Genomic DNA, 17,495 nt, shown 5'->3' on the forward strand with positions numbered 1-17,495 from the left:
ACCAGGTCGAAGCGCTCCAGCAGTTCGGCCGCGACCCGCTGTCCCTCCCGGCGGGGGAGATGGTGCAGATCCGCCATGAGGAGCATGTTCTCCTCGCCGGTGATCAGACCGTCGACGGCGGAGAACTGCCCGGTGACACCGATCGCCCCCCGCACCGCCTGTGGGTCGCCGGCCAGATCGTGGCCACCGACCTGGGCCTGTCCGCCGTCGGCGGGGATGAGGGTGGAGAGGATCTTCACGGCGGTGGTCTTGCCCGCGCCGTTCGGACCGAGGAGTGCGAACACGGACCCGGCCGGGATCCGCAGATCGATGCCGTCGAGCACTGTTTTGTCGCCGTACGACTTGCGCAGACCGATGGCGGACACGGCGGCGGGAGCCTGCGGGTCCCCACTTTGCTTGGATGTGGACATGACAGTTAAAGGCATGGAGTTCTCCCTTGTGAGGGCTGGATCGGGTGGTTCGGCCCCGGGGCGCGGCTGACGCCGGATGTCGCCGTGCCGGGTACGGGGGAGGGGGTACGGCCACGGTACGGGCAGGGGGGCCGACGGTGTCGTCGGCCCGCTCCGGGGCCTCGGTGGCGTCGCGTGAGGCGCGCCTCTGCCCGGGCCCGGGGCGATGCTGAGCCGGGCGGCGGTGCCGGCCTCCGGCTATGGGCCCACGCGCCTGCGGCGGTTACGGGCCTGCGGTGTTTACGCGCCTACGCGCCTACGGGCCGGTGGCGGCTACGGACCTGCGGGTCCACGGGCCTGTGGCGGCTACGGAATCGGCTGCTGCGGCGGCCGAGGGCTCTCCCGCGCTCCCGTGCCCGCCCGCCCGCCGCGACGGTGTCACTCGCAGAAGATCTGCACCTTGGACGTGCTGTCGTCAACGTCGATCTTGACGTCGTCCAACTGCTCGATCAGCTCCTCGAGGTGCTGCGGCTTCAGCTCCGTGAGGTCGATCGGCACCCCGGACTTGCTCAGCTCCGAATTGATCTTGGTGAGCGCCTGCGGCGGGACAAGGCTGGCGAGCCGGACCCCGGCGCGCAGCAGCTGGAGCGGGACACGGATGTTGATCCGGCTCGCTCCGTCGGTACCGGATTCATCCGCCACCACCACACGGAGGTACTTGGGCCGGGCCTTGGAGCCGGCCGCCGGGGCTCCCTGCGGTGCCTCGGGCCGCTGGCGTTCGAGGGCGTTGATCAGCCGCTCGGCCTCGTCCGGGGTGACCTTGCCCTCGGCCAGCATCTGAAGGATCTGGCGTCGCTGCTCGTTCATTCTGCTCTTCCCCTCGTGATTCATCTGACGCTTACCAGGAAGGCCGTTCGGCCCTCCGCGATGTCGAACCGGGTGCCGGGGAGCGACCACAGCAGTCGCCCGATGCCGCTCAGCGCGCCCGCCGGGTTCACCTGGGTGGCGAGGCAGGCGATCAGCCCGGCCACCACGGCGAGCACCAGCAGCGGTGACAGGAGCAGCAGGACCGGCAGGACCGGGATGTACAGGCGCCGCCGACGACCGTCGGGGCGGCGCCACCCCACCGTCACCAGTTGCGGGATCACCGGGACTTCTCCAGCTCGGCCAGTGCCTCCTGGGCGCTGATCTCCCCCCGCCGCAGCCGGTCGACGACATCGGCGGCGCCGGTGGGTGCCGGGTCGGTGTCGACGAAGTCGAGGCGCTCGGTGATCCGGTTCAAGCGGGACTTGACGGTCGGGTAGCTCACCCCGAAGATCCGCTCCATCTCCTTGATCGAACCGTGCGACCGTACGAACGCGGCGACGAACACCTGGTCGTCGATGCTGAGCTGAGCCAGCTGCGGCGGCTCGAACTGCCCCTCGATCGCGACACCGCTGCCCGCGAGACGGACCCGCTCGACCACGAACGGCTGCCCCTGCGTCAGGTCCGTCAGCTCCTGCCAGTCCACCCTCGGCCCCTTAACCCTCGGCGACTCTCTCAGGTTCATTTGTATCTTGAGTTTTTTAAGGCGTCAACGCCTGGAACTTAATTTCCTTGATTCGGTCCTTGATGGGGTGTGAGCACCCGGAGCCGGTCGCCTTCGGGCGCCCCCGTCCCGCCGGGACGGCCCCGAAACAGCAGTGGGCCCCGGTCTCCTTGAGGAGACCGGGGCCCGGTCGAGCGCTGGGCAGGCCTTGCACCTGCATCCCCCCACGGGAAGTGGGGTGTCTTTCCTTGGACCACCAACGCCGGTCCCGCCACCGGTATTCACCGGCGCGAGCAACAAGATCACTGTACCCCGGGATCCCTCCGTTCCTCAAACGCATGTCCGGCCGGGGCGGGGGTGGCCGATCCCCGGTACCGGTCCATGGGGGTTCCCCGTGGCGAGCGCGTCGGCGATCATGAACCATGCGACCGGATGGCTGGTACCTCACCGAAGACCTCGACGAATTCCTCGCCGGAGCGGGGGAGTTCCTGCGCTCGCGGCCCGTTCCGCACATCATGGCGCTGACGGTGACCGCGAGACTGCGGGTGCGCGGGGCGGCCTGGTACGGCACACAGCCTCCGCTCTTCGGGCGGCTGGAGCGGGCGGGCGGCATCCGGGCGACGCTCCATCGGCTGCCGGGGCTCGGGCTGGGACTCACCCCCCTCACCGCCGAGGAGGCCGACGATCTCGCCGCTCACCTGGCCGGCCTCGGGTACGCCCTGCCCTATGTCAGCGCGGACCAGGACACCGCCGAGGCCTTCGCCGAGGCCTGGCGGCGGCATACCGGCGCCACACCGGAACTCCGGGTCCGGCTCCGCCTCAACCGCCTCGGTACGCTCATTCCGCCCCAGCCGTTCCCGGAGGGCCGGGGCCGGATCGTGGGTGACCAGGACCGCGAGCGACTCGTCGCCTACTGCAACGGTTTCGCCGCCGATGTCGGGGAGACCGTCTCCTACACCGTCGACACCTGGGGCGGCTCCCGTTACGCCGACAAGCGCTACACCTTCTGGGAGACCCCCGACGGCAGGCCCGTCTCCCTGGCGGGCGCGAACCCGATGGTCGCCGGTCTCGTCCAGGTGGATCCCGTCTACACCCCGGCCGAGCTGCGCGGCCACGGCTATGCGAGCGCCGTCACCGCCGAGGTCAGCCAGGCCGCGCTGGACGAGGGCGCCACGGACGTCGTCCTGTTCACGGACGCGGCCAATCCCACCAGCAATGCCCTCTACCAGCGCCTGGGGTACGTCCCGGTCGCGGACTGGCGTACCTACGACTTCGTATGACCCCGGCTGAGGGCTGAGGGCTGAGGGCTGAGGATCGGGGGCCGGGGGTCGGGGGAGCCGGGGCCGGAGTCGAACGGAGATGACTCCGGCGGGCCCGGTTCGGTGGCCCATCCCCTGGCCATTACATCCTGCTTGGTCAGGAGATGGCGGTTTCATCACCGGGCTAATTCACTCGAACGAGTGGTTTACGGTACGGAGGTTTCCTCCCGGCCGGAGGGCGGCCAGTCTTGGCGTTCGAACAGTCAGGCAGTTCACCTCTCTCGGAGGAGACGCGAATGGCTACGGCTGATGTCGTCGGTGCCAAGCACGAGCGGGCGTTCCGGACGCTCGACGCCAACGGGGACGACCACGTCGAGTGGGCGGACTACCAGGCCCTGGTCGACCGCTTCACCCAGGCGTACGGGCTCGACACGGACGACCGGCGGGTCCGGGCACTCCGGGCCTTCTTCCAGATCTTCTGGCTGGAGCTGCTGCGCCACGCGGACGTGGCCGGCGACCGGCTCACCAGCGAACAGTTCATCCAGGCCAACCGTCTCGCCGCCATCGACACCAGTCGGGTGAACATCGTCGAGGGATCCAGCCACGCGATCTTCGACTGCATCGACGCCGACGGCGACCACGAGATCACCCAGGACGAGTTCGCCCGCTATCTCCGGGACGTCTGCCGGGTCGACGCGCCCGACGCCCTGGACTCCTTCGCCCAGCTGGACACCGACGGGAACGGCGTCATCTCCCGCCATGAGTTCATCCGGGCCAGCCGTGAGTACTTCCACTCCGCCGACGCGGGCGCCGCCGGCTCCCTGTTCTTCGGCCGTATCTGACACCCACCCGCACCGGGTGCCCGACCGTCACGCACCCGCCCGGCGGAGCCGCTCCCCGCCCTGGCCGAGCAGCTCCGTCAGGGCGGTGTGCGGGCGCCCCCACAACACCTCGGCCCGCGCGTTGTGGAGCGCGGGCCACAGACTCGCCGCCCAGACCACCTGCCGCTCCCCGGCGGTGAAGGCACGGCGGCGCTGCTCCTCGTACGCCGTGATGAACGCCTCCGAGCCGGCCAGCGGGGCGAGCGTGGGTACGGATCCACTGGCGAAGGCACCGCACGCGGCCCCGACCAGCGCCGCCTCGGGGAGCCAGGCCAGGCTGTCCCAGTCGTGGACCAGATGGATCCGGTCGCCGCGCCAGCGCAGATTCTGTGCCTCCCAGTCCGCATGGCCCAGCACACAGGGGAGCCCGCGCGAAGCGGCCAGCCGGGCCCGGGCGCGGACCGCGACGGAGACCAGCTCGGCGGGGAGGCTGTCGGCCCCCGGGCGGCTGTCCTGCACCGGGTTGGCGGGCCAGACACCGGGGTCGGTGTGGTCGTACCGGACCCACTCCGGGTTGGGCAGCGGCGGCGGTACGACACAGTGGTCGAGAACGGCGGCGAAGGTGGCGTAGAGCCGGCCGGCCCTCGCCGCGAGGGCGACGCCGTCGCCGTCGGCCATCGTGCCGCCGGGCCGCCACTCCTCGGCGTGGACCGCGACACCGTCGGCGAGGACCGCCCTGGTCAGGGGCGCGGCGCAGGGCAGGCCCGCCGCCGCGATCCGCCGCTGGACCTCCACACAGGTGACCGTGCGGCCGGTGGGGTCGGGGCGGGACTTGACGACGACCTCGCGCCCGTCGTCCAGACGGACCGCGGTGACCTCCGACATCTGCGCGACGGTCAGCAACGGCTCCACCGGAACCGCGCCCAGCCACCGGGCGCACCACGCCACCAGGCCGGGGTCGAACTCCGCACTCGACATGAACTGTTCGTACCTCGATTCCGGGGACTCCCCCTGGAGGGTCCAACGATCGGTCCTCATGATCCAACAGCCCCGTCCGTCGATGGGTGCGCCGGGGCCCACCACCCGGCCGGGCCGGAGCCCTGGTGCCGGGCCCCGGCCCCGTAACGGCCGACCTCGTACAGTCGGCCCCCGTCGGACCACTGTCGCGCCACCGGCCCCACCCGGCCCATCCCAGAAATCTGGTGTCTTCCAGCCCGGGCCGACGCCTACGATCACGGCCGGGGGCGGTCGCCCCGGACCCAGGGGGACAGGGATGCCGCTCGTCATCGATCTGCCGCTCGGCACGGACGCCGAGGCCGACGCGGAGGCCGCCCGGCTCGCGGCGGGGCTGGGGGAGGTCGGCAACGAGGCCTTTCTGCGGGCCGTGCTCCGTGGACCGGCCCGCCTGCACCACCGCAGTACCGACCGGCTGATCGGCCCGCCCGCCGGGTCCGAAGCCGCCGAGACCGGAGCCGAAGCCGGTGACCGGCCGTCCGCCGAGACCGACCCCGAGTCCGAGGCCGGTGACCGGCCGTCCGCCGACCCCGAAGCCGGTGCGGAGCCCAGCTCCAGCCTGCTGCTGCGCGCCCTGCACCTCGCCTTCACCGCGCATCTCCCGGTCGGCCTCTCGCCCGATCTGCTGTGGTACGCCGTCGTCCACGAAGTCGCCACGCACATACGGCTGCACCCCGACACCTACGCGGGCCTGTTCACGGACACCCCGGGGCAGCGGCGGACCATCCGGGTCCGTGACGACAACGCTCCCCGGGACTGGGAGCACACCCTCGGTCTCTTCCAGGAGCCCCTGCGGGAGCGGGTCGGTGCCGATGTGGCCGAGTTGTTCCGGCCGTCCTTCTCCACCACCGGGCGGGCCGAGGCCACGGCCGTGCTCATCGCGCTGATGGACGCGGTCTCCCCGTACTACCGCTTCGAGGTGCTGACCCTCTGCGGCATTCCCCGGATCCGGCTGGAGGGGACCGACCGCGACTGGCGGCTGCTGGCGGCGCGGGTACGGGAGCTGGGGGAGTGGTTCGAGGGCCTGCGGCCGTGGTTCAGCGCCCTGGAGCCGGTGCTGGAGGAGATCGCCGCGACCGCGTCGGGCTGGGGCGTCCGGGAGGAGTTCTGGCGCTCGCTCTACAAGTGGCGGTCCGAATCCTCCGGCAACCGGGTCACCGGCTGGATCACCGCCTTCCTCGCCCACCGGTACACGGAGGACGGACCGCTGCCCCGGGAGTCGTTCGGCCCCGGCACCCTGGCCGAGGAGGATCTGCCCTCCCATGTGTCCCGGGTGCCCTTCGGGTGGGAGACCCCGGAAGGCGACCGGGAGATGGTCTTCCTCGGCGGTGTCCTGGGCATCGAGGACGACGACGGCTGGATCCGCCCCCGGCTCGGCCATGCCGTCGCCGAACCCCTGACCGGGGCGTGACCTCCTGGCCCCCTGACCGGCCCCGCCCGGTCAGGGCACGGCCCGTACCGGTCGGCCCCGTACCGCTCGGGCCCCGCCCCCGTCAGGGCACCGCGGTCTTCCGCTCGGCCTCGCTCAGCGGCGGCCCGGCCGGGGGCTGCTTCCGGGGCCCGAGGAGCATGGGCACGAGCATGTCCGGCGAGAGCAGACGGGTCGGCGGCTTCTCCAGGCTCATCACATCCAGCAGGGCACCGAGCGCCCTCGGGTTGCCGGCGCCCGTCCGGACACAGCGGTCGACATAGCGGGTCAGCAGCAGCTCGGCGGTGGTCGGGGGGGTGTCGGCGGCGCCCGGGTAGCGGGCGTCCTGCCCGACAGCGAGGTCCCAGGCGGCGGATACGGGCCGGCTCGCGGCCTTCTGGAGGCGGCGCGCGGTGCCGGGCGCGGTGAGGGGGTGGGTACGCAGCACATCGCGGACGGCCAGGGCGCACTGGGCGGCGACGGTGAGGCCATGGCCGTAGACGGGGTTGTACGCGGCGATGGCGTCGCCGAGGACGGTGAAGCCGTCGGGCCAGCGCCGCATCTTCTCGTAGTAGCGGCGCTGGTTGGCGGTGGTGCGGGTGGTGACGACCTCGCCCAGCGGTTCGGCGTGCTCCAGGAGTTCACCGATGACCGGGTCGTCGAGGCCGAGGGCGAAGTCGATGAAGGCGGGACCGTCCTTGGGGGGTTCGCCGCCCCGGGTGCCGGAGAGGGTGACGATCCACCGGTCGTCCTCGATGGGCAGGATGATGCCGCCCCGGCCGGGGGCGCTGGTGGGGTTCGCCTGGACGTTGACGATCGGGAAGCCGGAGGTCGCGGTGGTGCCCGGGGCCCTGAAGACGCGGGTGGAGTAGGCGACCCCGGCGTTGACCTCCCGCGCGGTCACCCGGGGAAGGCCGAGTTCGGTGAGGAAGCGCGGGGCGTGGGAGCCGCGGCCTGCGGCGTCCACGACGAGATCGGCCATGAGCGTGCTCTCCCGGCCGTCGGCGTCGACGCGGAGCCCGGTGACCCGGGAGGCGTCGCCGTGCAGACCGATGGCGTTCGCCCGCAGCAGGGTGATCCGGTCGTCGGCGAGGACACGTTGTCTCAGGGCCGCGTCCAGGAGATCGCGGGAACACACCAGATTGTGATGGTGGGTCCGGGTGAACCGGCGGAACCATATTTCGTTGGGTGCCCGGCTGACCATGTCGCCCATGATGTGGGCCAGCCGCCCGCCCCGGGCGACGATGTCGTCGACCAGCCCGGGGAGGAGGGCATCGAAGGCGAGCACACCGCCGGACCACACCAGATGCGCGTGGCGGGCCTGGGGGACACCGCGCCGGGGCTCGGGCCCGGCAGGGAGGGCGTCGCGCTCCACGACGGTGACATCCGCGAAGGCGGCCAGGGCACGGGCGGCGAAGAGACCGGCGGCAGAGGCCCCGACGACAACCGCGGTGGGTCTTTCAGTCATGTGTCAGGCTTTCTGGGTAGTGGCCGTCGGGCGCGGCCGGTCGAGACGGCGCGGATGGCGCAGGGCCCTGGAGATCGCGTCGATGTGGTCGGTGATGTGGTGGATCGTCGCGGCGGGCGTGGCGTCCGTGTCCGTGGTGGGCACGCCCGCCGCGTCATGGGCGGTGACCGCGGCCTGGATGGTGACCGCCCCGGCGATGGCGCGGGCCTGCTCCTCCCCGTGGCGGGTGAGCGCGGCCTCATAGGCGGTGCGGTAGAGGTCGTGGTCCATATGGGGCGCGAGCCTGAGCAGGGAGTCATGACAGCGCTGCTGCCGCTTGATGAGACGGATGCTGATGGGGGTGAGGAACCCCGTGGGGACCTGGGCGGCTACGGGGGTGACGGTGCGCAGGGCCGTCGCGAGGGGGCGGAGCCGGTGATGGTCGCGCTGGTCACGGATCCGTTCCTGGAGATGCGGACCGGCATGGGCGAGGATGAAACCGACCGCGACCAGGACGGCGTCGAGCAGGGCGAACGGCGGGGCGGCCTTGGTGCTCAGGACATCCCAGTTCGTACCGGTCCAGCGGGCCCCGACCGCGATCAGCTTGAGGATGTCGAAGACCAGGCCGAAGGCATAGCCCACCTGAAGGAAGACCAGGCCCGTACGGAGCCAGCCGCCTTCCACCTGCGAGAACCAGGTGCCGATCATGTACGCGGCGGCCAGGGCCGAGATCATATGGGCGATCAGATAGAGCAGGATGTGCTCGCGCATCCACGGCGTGTTCGCGTAGTACGTGTCCAGGTCGAGGATGCGTTCATCGGGCACATCCGCGAGGAGGAACGTCAGCCACAGGGCGACGATGATCCCGCTGTAACTCCAGTAGACGAGCCGCATCTTGCGCCTGCGGGCGTCGGTCGGGCCCTCGCGCCATCTGATGATCATGGTGAGGCAGTTGGCGCAGAACGCGGTGAGGAGCGAGTACCCCCAGGGCGCGGCGATGTTCGGGACACCGACCGTGTCGTTGATCCACTCGATGCTGGTGGGGGTGACGGAGACGAAGACCGCGAGCGCCAGGAAGATGAGTGTGGTGGTGGCGCGGATGTCCGCGTCGTGCCGCCAGGCCCGGAGGAAGGTGGGAATCTTCACCGAGAGCGCCAGGACCAGCAGCACGATGGTGAGGGTGTAGGAGATCTGGAAGTCGTCGAGGTTCATCAGAGGATGCCGTGCCTGCCACTGAGGGAGGCGGTGATACGGCCCTCGACGGTGGTGGTCGTCGCCCCGCCACGCGCGTAGCGTCCGGTCAGCCAGGTACGTACCCTGCTGCCGAAGAGCAGGCCGAAGGTCTCCGCGTCCGTCTCGTGGGAGTCGCTGGATTCCGCCCGGGCGGCCACGGCCTGGAGCGCCTCCTGGGGGACCTCCGTCTGCGCCAGGATCTGCTGGACGGCACGCTCGACCGCCGTGGGGTCCTCGGGGGCGGACCGGGCCGCGGCCGACGCGGTGCCCAGGTGGTGGCCGCAGTCCCCCTGGTGCTCGTGCCACAGCTCATGGCCGAGAATGACCAGCTGGGCGGCGGGCGGAACCCGCTCCTCCACGACAATGACGGAACGGTCCTCCAGGGCGAGCCGGAGACCGGAGACACCGACCGCGTCGGGGAAGGCCCGGAACACCAGCTGGATGGGACGGCCGGTCCGGACGGTCATCGCCGTACAGAAGGCGTCCATCACGACATGGGGCTCCGCCGGCACACTGATCTCCTTGGCCGCCAGGCGGCCCAGCGCGCCGAGGAACTTCTTCATCTCCCGCACGCTCATGGCTGCTGGTCCTCCGGTTGGTTCTTCGGCTGGCCCTCCGGCTGGTCCTTCGGTTCTTTCAGCACGGACTGGATGACACCCACGATGAGCCGTTCGAGATCCGGGGAGCTGAGCGGCGAATGCCGCATGTCCATGGCCTTGAGCCCGTGCTTCTCCATCAGCAGCCGGAAGGGGTCGCTCTCCGGCCGCTCCAGCTGGCCCAGCCGGACGACGAGCACCCGATTGAGCGCCTCCTCGGCGGAGACGGTGAAGAACGCCTCACCGTCGACCTTCCAGTACTCGACCAGACCGCTCAGGATCCCGATATTGGGGACCTTGGTCCCGTTGCAGATATGACGCGCCCAGTTCTCGGAGATCCCCAGCTTTCGTGCGATGTCGGCGGCGAGTTGGTTCGTCGACCGCTTCGTCCGGTCGACATGGTCCTGGGCGAGCTTCTTGAGACGGGCGGTCACCCGCTCGTTGACGGTGTCCGCCGGGGCGCTGCGCCCGGCGAGGAGGTTGGCCACCGTCATGACGGGAAGAGCCGTCTCGGCCCCGAGACGCACCGGGTCCAAGTAGTCCGATTCCGATAGGTTCTGCGCCCTGATCAGTTCCTTCAGGCGCAGAAGGGTCTCGGGGAGTTCAGGCTTCACGGCGTGTGCTCCAGGGGTGTGTTGACTATGGGTCGCACCCTATGCGGGTCGTTCGATCGCCTCAACGATCGTGTGGCGGGTTCCCAACGTTCGTTGGCTGGTTGTGTGGTGTCCTGACGGAGTCCGGTGATCTTCGTACGGGGGCAGGCGTCGAGCGGGACCCGGCCAGGGGGCGGACCGCCTCCGCGCGTGCCTCCCCCATGTGTACCTCGTGTACCTCTTTTGTGCTCCTGAGCCCCCGGCGCCCAACGACTATAAGGTCGGCGGGGGTTCGCTCCCCGTCAGAAGCACTGCCGTCGGGCAGCACCGAGCCTCTCCCGGGCGGCGCCCCCGGCGACCCGGGGGCGGGCGGACCGATGGCTTCCGGTCGGTCTGGGGCGGGCGGGCGACACGCCGGGGAACCAGGTGACTCGGGTGTCGGCGGGCCGGTAGATCTCACGCGGTAAGGCGGAAGGGACCATTCGGGTCGTTCGAAGGGATGCCCCCGACCACGGTGGCGCATGTGCGCACGGGGGAGGAGAGGACAGAGGTGCCGGGGGATTCGGGGCGGGCGGACCGGGGCCGGGAGACGGAGAGCGCGGAGGGGGCGGAGGGGGCGGCCGGGGCCGGGCTCCGCTTCGGAGTGCTGGGGGCGGTACGGGCCTGGCGCGGCGAGGAGCCCGTACCGCTGGGCACACCACAGCAGCGCCTGGTACTGGCGGTGCTGGTACTGGCCGGGGGCCGGGTGGTGGGCCGGGAGCGGTTGATCCGGGCCGTGTGGGAGGACCGGCCGCCGGCCACGGCCCTGCGGACGGTGCAGACGTACATCTCCCAGCTGCGACGGCTGTTCGGCGCCGGGGCCGTGCGGCGGTACGGCGAGGGGTACGCGATGCCGGCCCACCCCACGGACCTGGCCGAGTTCCTGGCCCTGTGCGACCGGGGGACGCTGACCGAGGCGCTGGCGCTCTGGCGGGGAGAGGCCCTGCTCGGGCTGGGCGGGCGCTGGGCGGCGGCCGAGCGGTTACGGCTCACGGGGCTGCGGCAGAACGCCGTCGAAGCCCTTCTCGAACAGCGGCTCGACGGCGGGGACGCGGCGGGCGCCGGGGCCGAGCTGGCGGCCCTCTGCGCCGAGCAGCCGCTGCACGAACGGCTCCACGGGCTGCTGATGCGGGCCCTGTACGCACAGGGGCGGCAGGCCGGGGCCATCGAGGTCTACACGGGCCTGCGACGGCGTCTGGACGAGGAGCTGGGCTTACGGCCGACGGCGGAACTGGCCTCGCTCTACCAGCGGATCATCTCGGGCGAGGCGGTGGGCGGAGCGCGCCCCGCCCCCGTACCCCCCGTACCCGATGTACCCGACGTACCTGACGCACGCGACGTACCCGACTTACGCGACGGCGACGAAAGCAACGACGAAGGCGAAGGTGACGGCGGAGGCGACGGCGGGCGGACCGTCCCACCCGCCCGGCCTCCCGCCCAGCTTCCCGCCGACATCGGCCACTTCACCGGCCGCGACGACTCCGTCCGCCGCGTGGCCGAGGCGGCGGGACCCGGACCCACGGCCTCCCTCGTCGCCGTCGTGGGCCTCGGCGGCGTCGGCAAGACCACACTCGCCGTCCATGTCGCCCACCGGATCCGGCACCACTACCCCGACGGCCAGCTGTTCATCGACCTCCGTGGCGCGGACGGCGAACCGGTACCCCCCGGCACGGCGCTGTACGGTTTCCTGCGCGCCCTGGGCGCCACCGCCTCCGCCGTCCCCGAGTCGACCCGGGACCGGTCGGCGGCCTTCCGCTCCCTGCTCGCCGGGCGGCGGGTGCTGATCGTCCTGGACAACGCCCGGGACTTCGCCCAGATCCGGCCGCTGCTGCCCGGCACCTCCGGCTGCGCGGCCATCGTGACCAGCCGTTCCTGGCTCGGCGGTACCGCCGACGGACGGACCGTCGCCCTCACCGCGATGAGCCCGGGGGAGTCGCTGTCCCTCTTCGCCCGCATCGCCGGGGAGCGGCGCACCGGGGCCGAGCACGCGGAGGCGGCGGCGATCACCGAGCTGTGCGGCCATCTCCCGCTGGCCGTGCGGATCGCCGCGTCCCGCCTCTGCGCCCGGCCGCGCTGGCCCCTGGAGTGGCTGCGCCGCCGCCTCGCCGACGAGCGCGGCCGGCTCGCCCAGCTCCGGATGGCGGAACTGTCGGTGGAGTCGGTCTTCGCCCTCTCCCACGACCGGCTGTCGCCGGAGCGGGGCCGCGCCTTCCGGCTGCTGTCGCTGCTGGAGGGCGACACCTTCTCCGGGGCCGCCGCCACGGCCGTGCTCGCCCTGTCCCCGGAGGCGGCGGAGGAGGTCTGTGAGCAGCTGGTGGACGGGTCGCTGCTGTCGTCGCCCGCGCCCGGCCGCTACCGCTACCACGATCTGATGCGCGACTTCGCCCGCCAGCGCTGTGCGGAACGGGAGACCCCGCAGGAGCGCGACGAGGCGCTGGAGCGGCTGCTCGACCTGTGGCTGGCGACCGCCCGGGGGCTGGACCGCTTCCTCTACCCGGGGGACTCGGTGCCCGACGGTGTCGCCCCCACCCGCCTGCCGGAGTTCGACCCGGTGGACCTCGACGGCGCCGTGGACCGGCTGCTGGCCGAGTCGGAGGGGATCCTGCGGCTGCTGCGCGGGGCGCTGACCCGTACCGGCACCGATCTTGTCTCCGTCGCCGAGATCCTGACCTGTCTGGAGTATCTGACCGAGTCCGGTGGGGACCTCGTCCCCTACACCACCGTCGTCCGGCTGCTGGTGGAGACCGCCGTGGCGCGCGGCGAACGGCGGGCCGAGGGCTGGGGCCGCTACCTCCTCGGTTACGCGCACTACCGCCGGGGGGATCTGGACGCGGCGACCGACGATTTCCGGTCGGCGCGGGACCTCAGCCGGGAGTGCGGGGACGCGGTCACCCTGGGGCGTTCGCTGAACCGGCTCGGCATCGCGGCGCGTTCGGCCGGCCGGGCGGCCGAGGCGGTGGCGCACTTCCGGGCCTCGCTGGCGGTCTGGTACGAGCGGGGCGACCGCTTCCCGCAGGGCAGCGCCCTGGGCAATCTGGCACCCGCGCTGCTGGATCTCGGCCGGCTGGACGAGGCGGTCGAGGCGGCCCGGGAGAACCTCCGTATCAAGGAGGGACTGGGCGGCGAGGGCACCACCGCCACCGCCCGCTACCTCCTGGGCCGGGTCCTCATCGGCGCGGGCCGCCCCCAGGAGGCGGTGGACCAGCTGGAGGCCGCGTTCGGCATGTTCCACGTCCGCCGGCTGTGGCTGTGGCAGGAGGCCACCCGCCTGCGCTTGGCCCAGGCACAGCTCGCCCTGGAGCGTACGCAGCTCGCGCGGCGGCTGGCCGGGCGGTGTCTGGAGGCGTTCCGGCGGTGGGGTGAGGAGGCGCTGGCGGGGGAGGCGTCGGCGGTCCTGTTGCGGGTGGGGCGGGGTACGGCCACGCCGACCTGCTGACCCGCTCGCCGATAACCTGGGCCCGTCATCACCCGCTTCGACGGCATGTGGTACCCGGGACTCATGGGCGGAGATCCAGGAGAACGCACGCGGGGGTCTTCCCTGGGCAAACATGTCACCCCCGCCGTTGTCCGCATCGGCCCCGCGTACGCGGGGGTCTTCCGCGCGCGACTAGCTCTAGCTCGACTCCGGGCACATCGGCCCCGCGCACGCGGGGCTTACGGCGAACGTCACAGTCAAACCTACCGAGTTGGACCTCCTACCCACTATGCCGCCCTAGCTTGGCCCACGCCCGGACGTGGCGCGGTGAGCTGCGGCCGTGTCCTGTCGGACTCCTTGTTCGTTGGCATGCCGTGGGATCTGCGGGGAGGGGCGAGGCCCGGTGTGTGCCGTGGGTGGCGCTGTTCACGGCGGCGGTGACCGTGCTGGGTGCGAGCGAGGCTGTCGCGCTGGCGGTGGCTCCGGCATCCTGTATCGGCGGGGAGCGGGATTCGCGGGGGCGGTCGTCGGTCGATGACGGCGAGGTCTCCTGGGAGGACGAGACGCACTTTGACGACGCCCGGCGGCACGCGATGTCCGCGTGGAGCGGCCGGGGCCTGAAGCGGATCCGGTTCCCCGAGGACGACGCCACCCGGGTCGCCGACCTTGAGTGGGCGGATGTGAACCGTAAGGACGGGCAGTGGCGCAATGTCGGCGGCGCCTGGATCGGGATGCCGGGCACGGACACCCTTGCCCTGAACCGTGCGTACGTGGGCCGGGGCAAGAGGCACGGCAACAAGGCGGACCGGCGACAGATCGCCGCGCACGAGCTCGGGCACGCCCTGGGGTTCTGTCACAAGGACCCGGGACGGGGTGGTGCGACGCTGATGGCACCGCGCCTGCGGGACGGCGCCGCCGACGGCCGGCCGACCGCCCGTGACCGGCGCGACTACCAGGCACTGTGGGGCTGACATGCGCATGCGTCTCATCGCCGTTTCGGCCGCCGCCGTCGTCGTCCTGGGGGCGGTGGCGGCGACCGTCCACGAGCGGCTGACCGGGCCCACGGCCTCGGAGTTCGACGCCGTCACCCTCCATGACCCGGACGACGACCAGCAGGTCGCGGCTGCCGCCGATGACGTCTGGCACGGAACCGTCCGGCGCCGGCTCGGCGCGCGAACGATCGCGGGGATCCCGTCCCAGCTGTACGAGGTGCGGGTCGGCCGCGTTTTCAAGGGCACGGTGACCGGGATCGTCACCGTCACCCGGACGGAGGACGATCCACCGCTGGGCATCGGGGCCGCGTATGTGTTCCCGACCGTGCCGTGGCGGGACGCCCGGGACGGACACGCCGTCCTCGCGGAAACCCGCCCCCGGCCCGCCGCCGACCTGACCGTGCCCGCCCCGGACCGCGCCCCCGGAGAACCCACCGACAGCACCCTGGGCGACCACTGGGCGTGGCTGAGCAGCCACGTCCCCTCCACCCTCTGATGGTGCGGTGCTGGTCAAACAGTGGCGCGTTCGAGGAGCATGCTGTCAAGCTGCGCGGCTGTGCCTATGGGATCCGTGGTGTGGTGGATGGTTCGGATGCCCAGGGCCTCGGCCGGCGGTAGGTTGTGCTCGTGGTCGTCGACGAACACGCATTCGGGGCCGGTCAAGCCCAGGGCGTCCAGGGCGCGCTGGTAGATGAGAGATGAGGGCTTGCGTACGCCTTCCCGCTCGGAGAGAACGATGGCGTCGAAGAAGCCCTCGTACATGCCCAGATCCTCATAGGGGTTGTAGGGGTGGAGACCAAAGCTGTTACTGAGCAGCGCGGTCTTGATGCCCGCCGCTCTGGCTCGCTGGGCTGCGGCAACGATGCGGGGTTCGGGGCGGAGGTTGGCGAGGGCCCGTCGCATCAGATCGGTGGGGTCGATGTTGAGGATGCCGCCGATAACGCGGTTCCAGTCATCCTGCGTGGCTTCTCCGACTTCGAGAGCGGCGTAGATGGCGACGCCCGTGGGGTTCTCGTTCAGCGCATGGAAGTAGGCGCCGGGCTCCAGACCCATTGACCTCTCGAAGGCCGCACCGTTGAGCCGCATGGGCGTCGTGAGTACCCCTCCGAAGTCGAGAATCAAGCCACGGTAGCTGGACAAGGACGCTCCTTACAGAAGATCTGATAACGAAGGGGTTGACCGGGGTAATCCTGCACATAGAGCGCCGATGGCTCTGTCTGCGGTGGGCTCAGTATCACCCTTGCGCGGCAAGCCTGGGCAATAGGCTCTGTGTGAAGTCTGTTGACGACGAAGAGTGGGAACTCATGGTCAGTGACGCAGAGTTGTTCAGTATCGGTAAGCGGATCAAGTGGCTGCGCGAGCGGCGTGGGATCTCACAGCGGGCGCTGGGCGAGCTGATCGGCAGGTCGGAGAACTGGGTCTTCAAGGTCGAGCACGATCGGATGCCGGTGAACCGGATCTCGGTCCTCGTCACGCTGTGTCAGGTGCTTCGCTGCCAGATGGAGGACTTGACGGGCGGATACATCTCGGCCGTCGGCACCGGCATCGCCGAGCACAGCTTCGTACCGGACATCCGAAAGGCACTGTCCTTGCCCACGTCGCTTCTGCCGCTCCGGCTGGACACCATCGAGGCGGAGGACTTCGCCGCGTCCGTCGCGGACGCGTGGACGGTGTACGAGACGCAGGCCGAGAGGCGTTACCAGGATGTCGGCTCTCGGCTGCCGATCCTCCTGCGCCAGGGGCACGCGGTCCTGCGGGACGTGTCCACTGAGAACGAGCTGAAGGTTCTGCCGCAGCTCATCAGTTTGTACGGACTTCATCAGATCTGGCTCCGGCGGGTGGGCGAGCCGACTCTCGCCCGGATCGCGGCAGACCGGGGCCTGGCCCTTGCGGACAGGGCCGACGACCCCGCGCTTCTGGCGGCGGCTGCGTGGAACCTCGCCTGTGTGCTCACCTCGGCGGGGGATGTGGGTGACAGCCTCGAACTGGTTCGACAGACCATCGCCATGTGCCGACCGGACGATGACTCCTCGGTCGAGCACTGGTCTGCCTATGGGGCATTGCATCTTCAAGGGGCCATCGCCGCGACACGCGCGACGAAGGGCCCTGTTGCCTGGGACATGTACCGAGGCGCGCAATTCGCTGCCGACAGGGTCGGGAGCGACTTCAACCACTGGCACACCAGCTTCGGTCCGACGAACGTGGCGATGCACGAGGTGCACATCAAGGCGGAGGAGGGCGATGTCAGCGAAGCCCTCCGCGCGGCCGACACCGTCCACGTCAGTCCTCATCTGCCCCTTGAGCGCCGTACTCGCTATCTGATCGAGGTGATGAACCTGAACCGGATCCAGCGGGACGACTACGGCACGGTGCACATCCTGAGCAAGCTCATCACACAGTCTCCCGAGGAGATGATCTTCTCGCCGCTGGTCAGAGAGGCAGTCGCCGATCTCCTGAAGCGCGAGAAGGCCGTATGGCGCGACGACCTCCGAAAGGTCGCGCAACACATCGGCCTGGCCGCCTAGGACTTGTCCGGCCGATCATGTGACTACTCCGTGCCCGAGTCGTTCCTGTGGGCATGGGGCGGGGTGATCTGAGCGATGCCGAGTGGGAACGACTGCGGCCGTTCCTGCCGGTCAGTAACGGGCGTTGTGGCAGGTGGCGGGATCACCGGCAGGTGATCGACGGGATTCTGCACCGGGTGCGGACCGGGGTGCAGTGGCGTGACCTGCCCGAACGTTTCGGGCCGTGGAAGACCGTC

The 17,495-nt window shown here is 71.0% G+C and carries 18 protein-coding genes; 8 read left to right on the top strand and 10 right to left on the bottom strand.

What is annotated here, in order from left to right; genetic code table 11:
- The 4 genes from ABT354_RS37385 to ABT354_RS37400 form a co-directional block, all read right to left on the bottom strand.
- A partial coding sequence (locus ABT354_RS37385) for an ATP-binding cassette domain-containing protein (RefSeq protein ID WP_351502412.1) occupies positions 1-410 on the bottom strand: 410 nt, incomplete at its 3' end.
- Between the two features lie 417 nt (positions 411-827).
- Positions 828-1,256, bottom strand: coding sequence for an SHOCT-like domain-containing protein (locus tag ABT354_RS37390; protein WP_351502414.1), 429 nt, complete (start codon positions 1,254-1,256; stop codon positions 828-830).
- A gap of 20 nt (positions 1,257-1,276) precedes the next feature.
- Entirely contained in the window at positions 1,277-1,537 is a 261-nt protein-coding gene (locus ABT354_RS37395) for a hypothetical protein (protein ID WP_351502416.1), read from the bottom strand.
- Complete coding sequence (locus ABT354_RS37400; protein ID WP_351502419.1) at positions 1,534-1,899, bottom strand: DUF2089 domain-containing protein; 366 nt, start codon at positions 1,897-1,899, stop codon at positions 1,534-1,536. The genes ABT354_RS37395 and ABT354_RS37400 overlap by 4 nt, the downstream gene beginning before the upstream one ends.
- A 440-nt stretch (positions 1,900-2,339) precedes the next feature.
- Between ABT354_RS37400 and ABT354_RS37405 the strand changes: the two genes are divergently transcribed.
- Both ABT354_RS37405 and ABT354_RS37410 read left to right on the top strand, forming a co-directional pair.
- Positions 2,340-3,197: a GNAT family N-acetyltransferase gene (locus tag ABT354_RS37405; RefSeq protein WP_351502421.1), complete on the top strand. Its 858-nt coding sequence runs from the start codon at positions 2,340-2,342 to the stop codon at positions 3,195-3,197.
- A 275-nt stretch (positions 3,198-3,472) separates the two neighbouring features.
- Positions 3,473-4,018: an EF-hand domain-containing protein gene (locus ABT354_RS37410; protein ID WP_351502423.1), complete on the top strand. Its 546-nt coding sequence runs from the start codon at positions 3,473-3,475 to the stop codon at positions 4,016-4,018.
- A 27-nt stretch (positions 4,019-4,045) separates the two neighbouring features.
- On the opposite strand, the gene ABT354_RS37415 is transcribed toward ABT354_RS37410, so the two are convergent.
- The gene (locus ABT354_RS37415) at positions 4,046-4,975 is read right to left on the bottom strand and encodes an aminoglycoside phosphotransferase/kinase family protein (RefSeq protein WP_351502425.1); all 930 of its coding nucleotides are present in this window, start codon (positions 4,973-4,975) and stop codon (positions 4,046-4,048) included.
- A gap of 295 nt (positions 4,976-5,270) precedes the next feature.
- Here ABT354_RS37415 and ABT354_RS37420 point away from each other — a divergent pair, with 295 nt between their 5' ends.
- Entirely contained in the window at positions 5,271-6,422 is a 1,152-nt protein-coding gene (locus ABT354_RS37420) for a DUF4419 domain-containing protein (RefSeq protein ID WP_351502427.1), read from the top strand.
- A gap of 82 nt (positions 6,423-6,504) precedes the next feature.
- On the opposite strand, the gene ABT354_RS37425 is transcribed toward ABT354_RS37420, so the two are convergent.
- Genes ABT354_RS37425 through ABT354_RS37440 form a run of 4 tightly spaced genes read right to left on the bottom strand, consistent with a single transcriptional unit; the run spans position 6,505 to position 10,309 of the window.
- Positions 6,505-7,887 (bottom strand): NAD(P)/FAD-dependent oxidoreductase, encoded by a 1,383-nt coding sequence (locus ABT354_RS37425; protein WP_351502429.1) that lies wholly within the window; start codon positions 7,885-7,887, stop codon positions 6,505-6,507.
- Positions 7,888-7,890: 3 nt separating this feature from the next.
- Positions 7,891-9,078 carry an MAB_1171c family putative transporter gene (locus ABT354_RS37430; RefSeq protein WP_351502431.1) on the bottom strand — a complete coding sequence of 396 codons (1,188 nt, stop codon included), beginning with the start codon at positions 9,076-9,078 and terminating at the stop codon, positions 7,891-7,893.
- On the bottom strand, positions 9,078-9,677 hold the full coding sequence (locus ABT354_RS37435) for a toxin (protein ID WP_351502433.1): 600 nt from the start codon (positions 9,675-9,677) through the stop codon (positions 9,078-9,080). Before ABT354_RS37435 ends, ABT354_RS37430 begins: the two co-directional genes overlap by 1 nt.
- Positions 9,674-10,309, bottom strand: a complete 636-nt coding sequence (locus ABT354_RS37440; RefSeq protein ID WP_351502435.1) for a hypothetical protein — start codon at positions 10,307-10,309, stop codon at positions 9,674-9,676. The genes ABT354_RS37435 and ABT354_RS37440 overlap by 4 nt, the downstream gene beginning before the upstream one ends.
- A gap of 529 nt (positions 10,310-10,838) precedes the next feature.
- On the opposite strand from ABT354_RS37440, the gene ABT354_RS37445 reads away from it, so the two are divergent.
- From ABT354_RS37445 to ABT354_RS37455, 3 genes are all read left to right on the top strand, one after another.
- Positions 10,839-13,763 carry an AfsR/SARP family transcriptional regulator gene (locus ABT354_RS37445; RefSeq protein WP_351502437.1) on the top strand — a complete coding sequence of 975 codons (2,925 nt, stop codon included), beginning with the start codon at positions 10,839-10,841 and terminating at the stop codon, positions 13,761-13,763.
- Positions 13,764-14,158: 395 nt separating this feature from the next.
- Positions 14,159-14,713: a matrixin family metalloprotease gene (locus ABT354_RS37450; RefSeq protein WP_351502439.1), complete on the top strand. Its 555-nt coding sequence runs from the start codon at positions 14,159-14,161 to the stop codon at positions 14,711-14,713.
- Between the two features lies 1 nt (position 14,714).
- Entirely contained in the window at positions 14,715-15,230 is a 516-nt protein-coding gene (locus ABT354_RS37455; RefSeq protein WP_351502441.1) for a hypothetical protein, read from the top strand.
- Between the two features lie 14 nt (positions 15,231-15,244).
- Here ABT354_RS37455 and ABT354_RS37460 read toward each other — a convergent pair whose 3' ends face one another.
- Positions 15,245-15,874, bottom strand: coding sequence for an HAD-IA family hydrolase (locus tag ABT354_RS37460; RefSeq protein WP_351502443.1), 630 nt, complete (start codon positions 15,872-15,874; stop codon positions 15,245-15,247).
- Between the two features lie 131 nt (positions 15,875-16,005).
- On the opposite strand from ABT354_RS37460, the gene ABT354_RS37465 reads away from it, so the two are divergent.
- Together ABT354_RS37465 and ABT354_RS37470 are read left to right on the top strand one after the other, a co-directional pair.
- Positions 16,006-17,259 (top strand): helix-turn-helix domain-containing protein, encoded by a 1,254-nt coding sequence (locus ABT354_RS37465; RefSeq protein ID WP_351502445.1) that lies wholly within the window; start codon positions 16,006-16,008, stop codon positions 17,257-17,259.
- A gap of 53 nt (positions 17,260-17,312) precedes the next feature.
- A partial coding sequence (locus tag ABT354_RS37470; RefSeq protein ID WP_351502447.1) for a transposase occupies positions 17,313-17,495 on the top strand: 183 nt, incomplete at its 3' end.

The sequence above is a fragment of the Streptomyces sp. NPDC000594 genome, from assembly GCF_040299965.1.
Classification (GTDB): Bacteria; Actinomycetota; Actinomycetes; order Streptomycetales; family Streptomycetaceae; genus Streptomyces.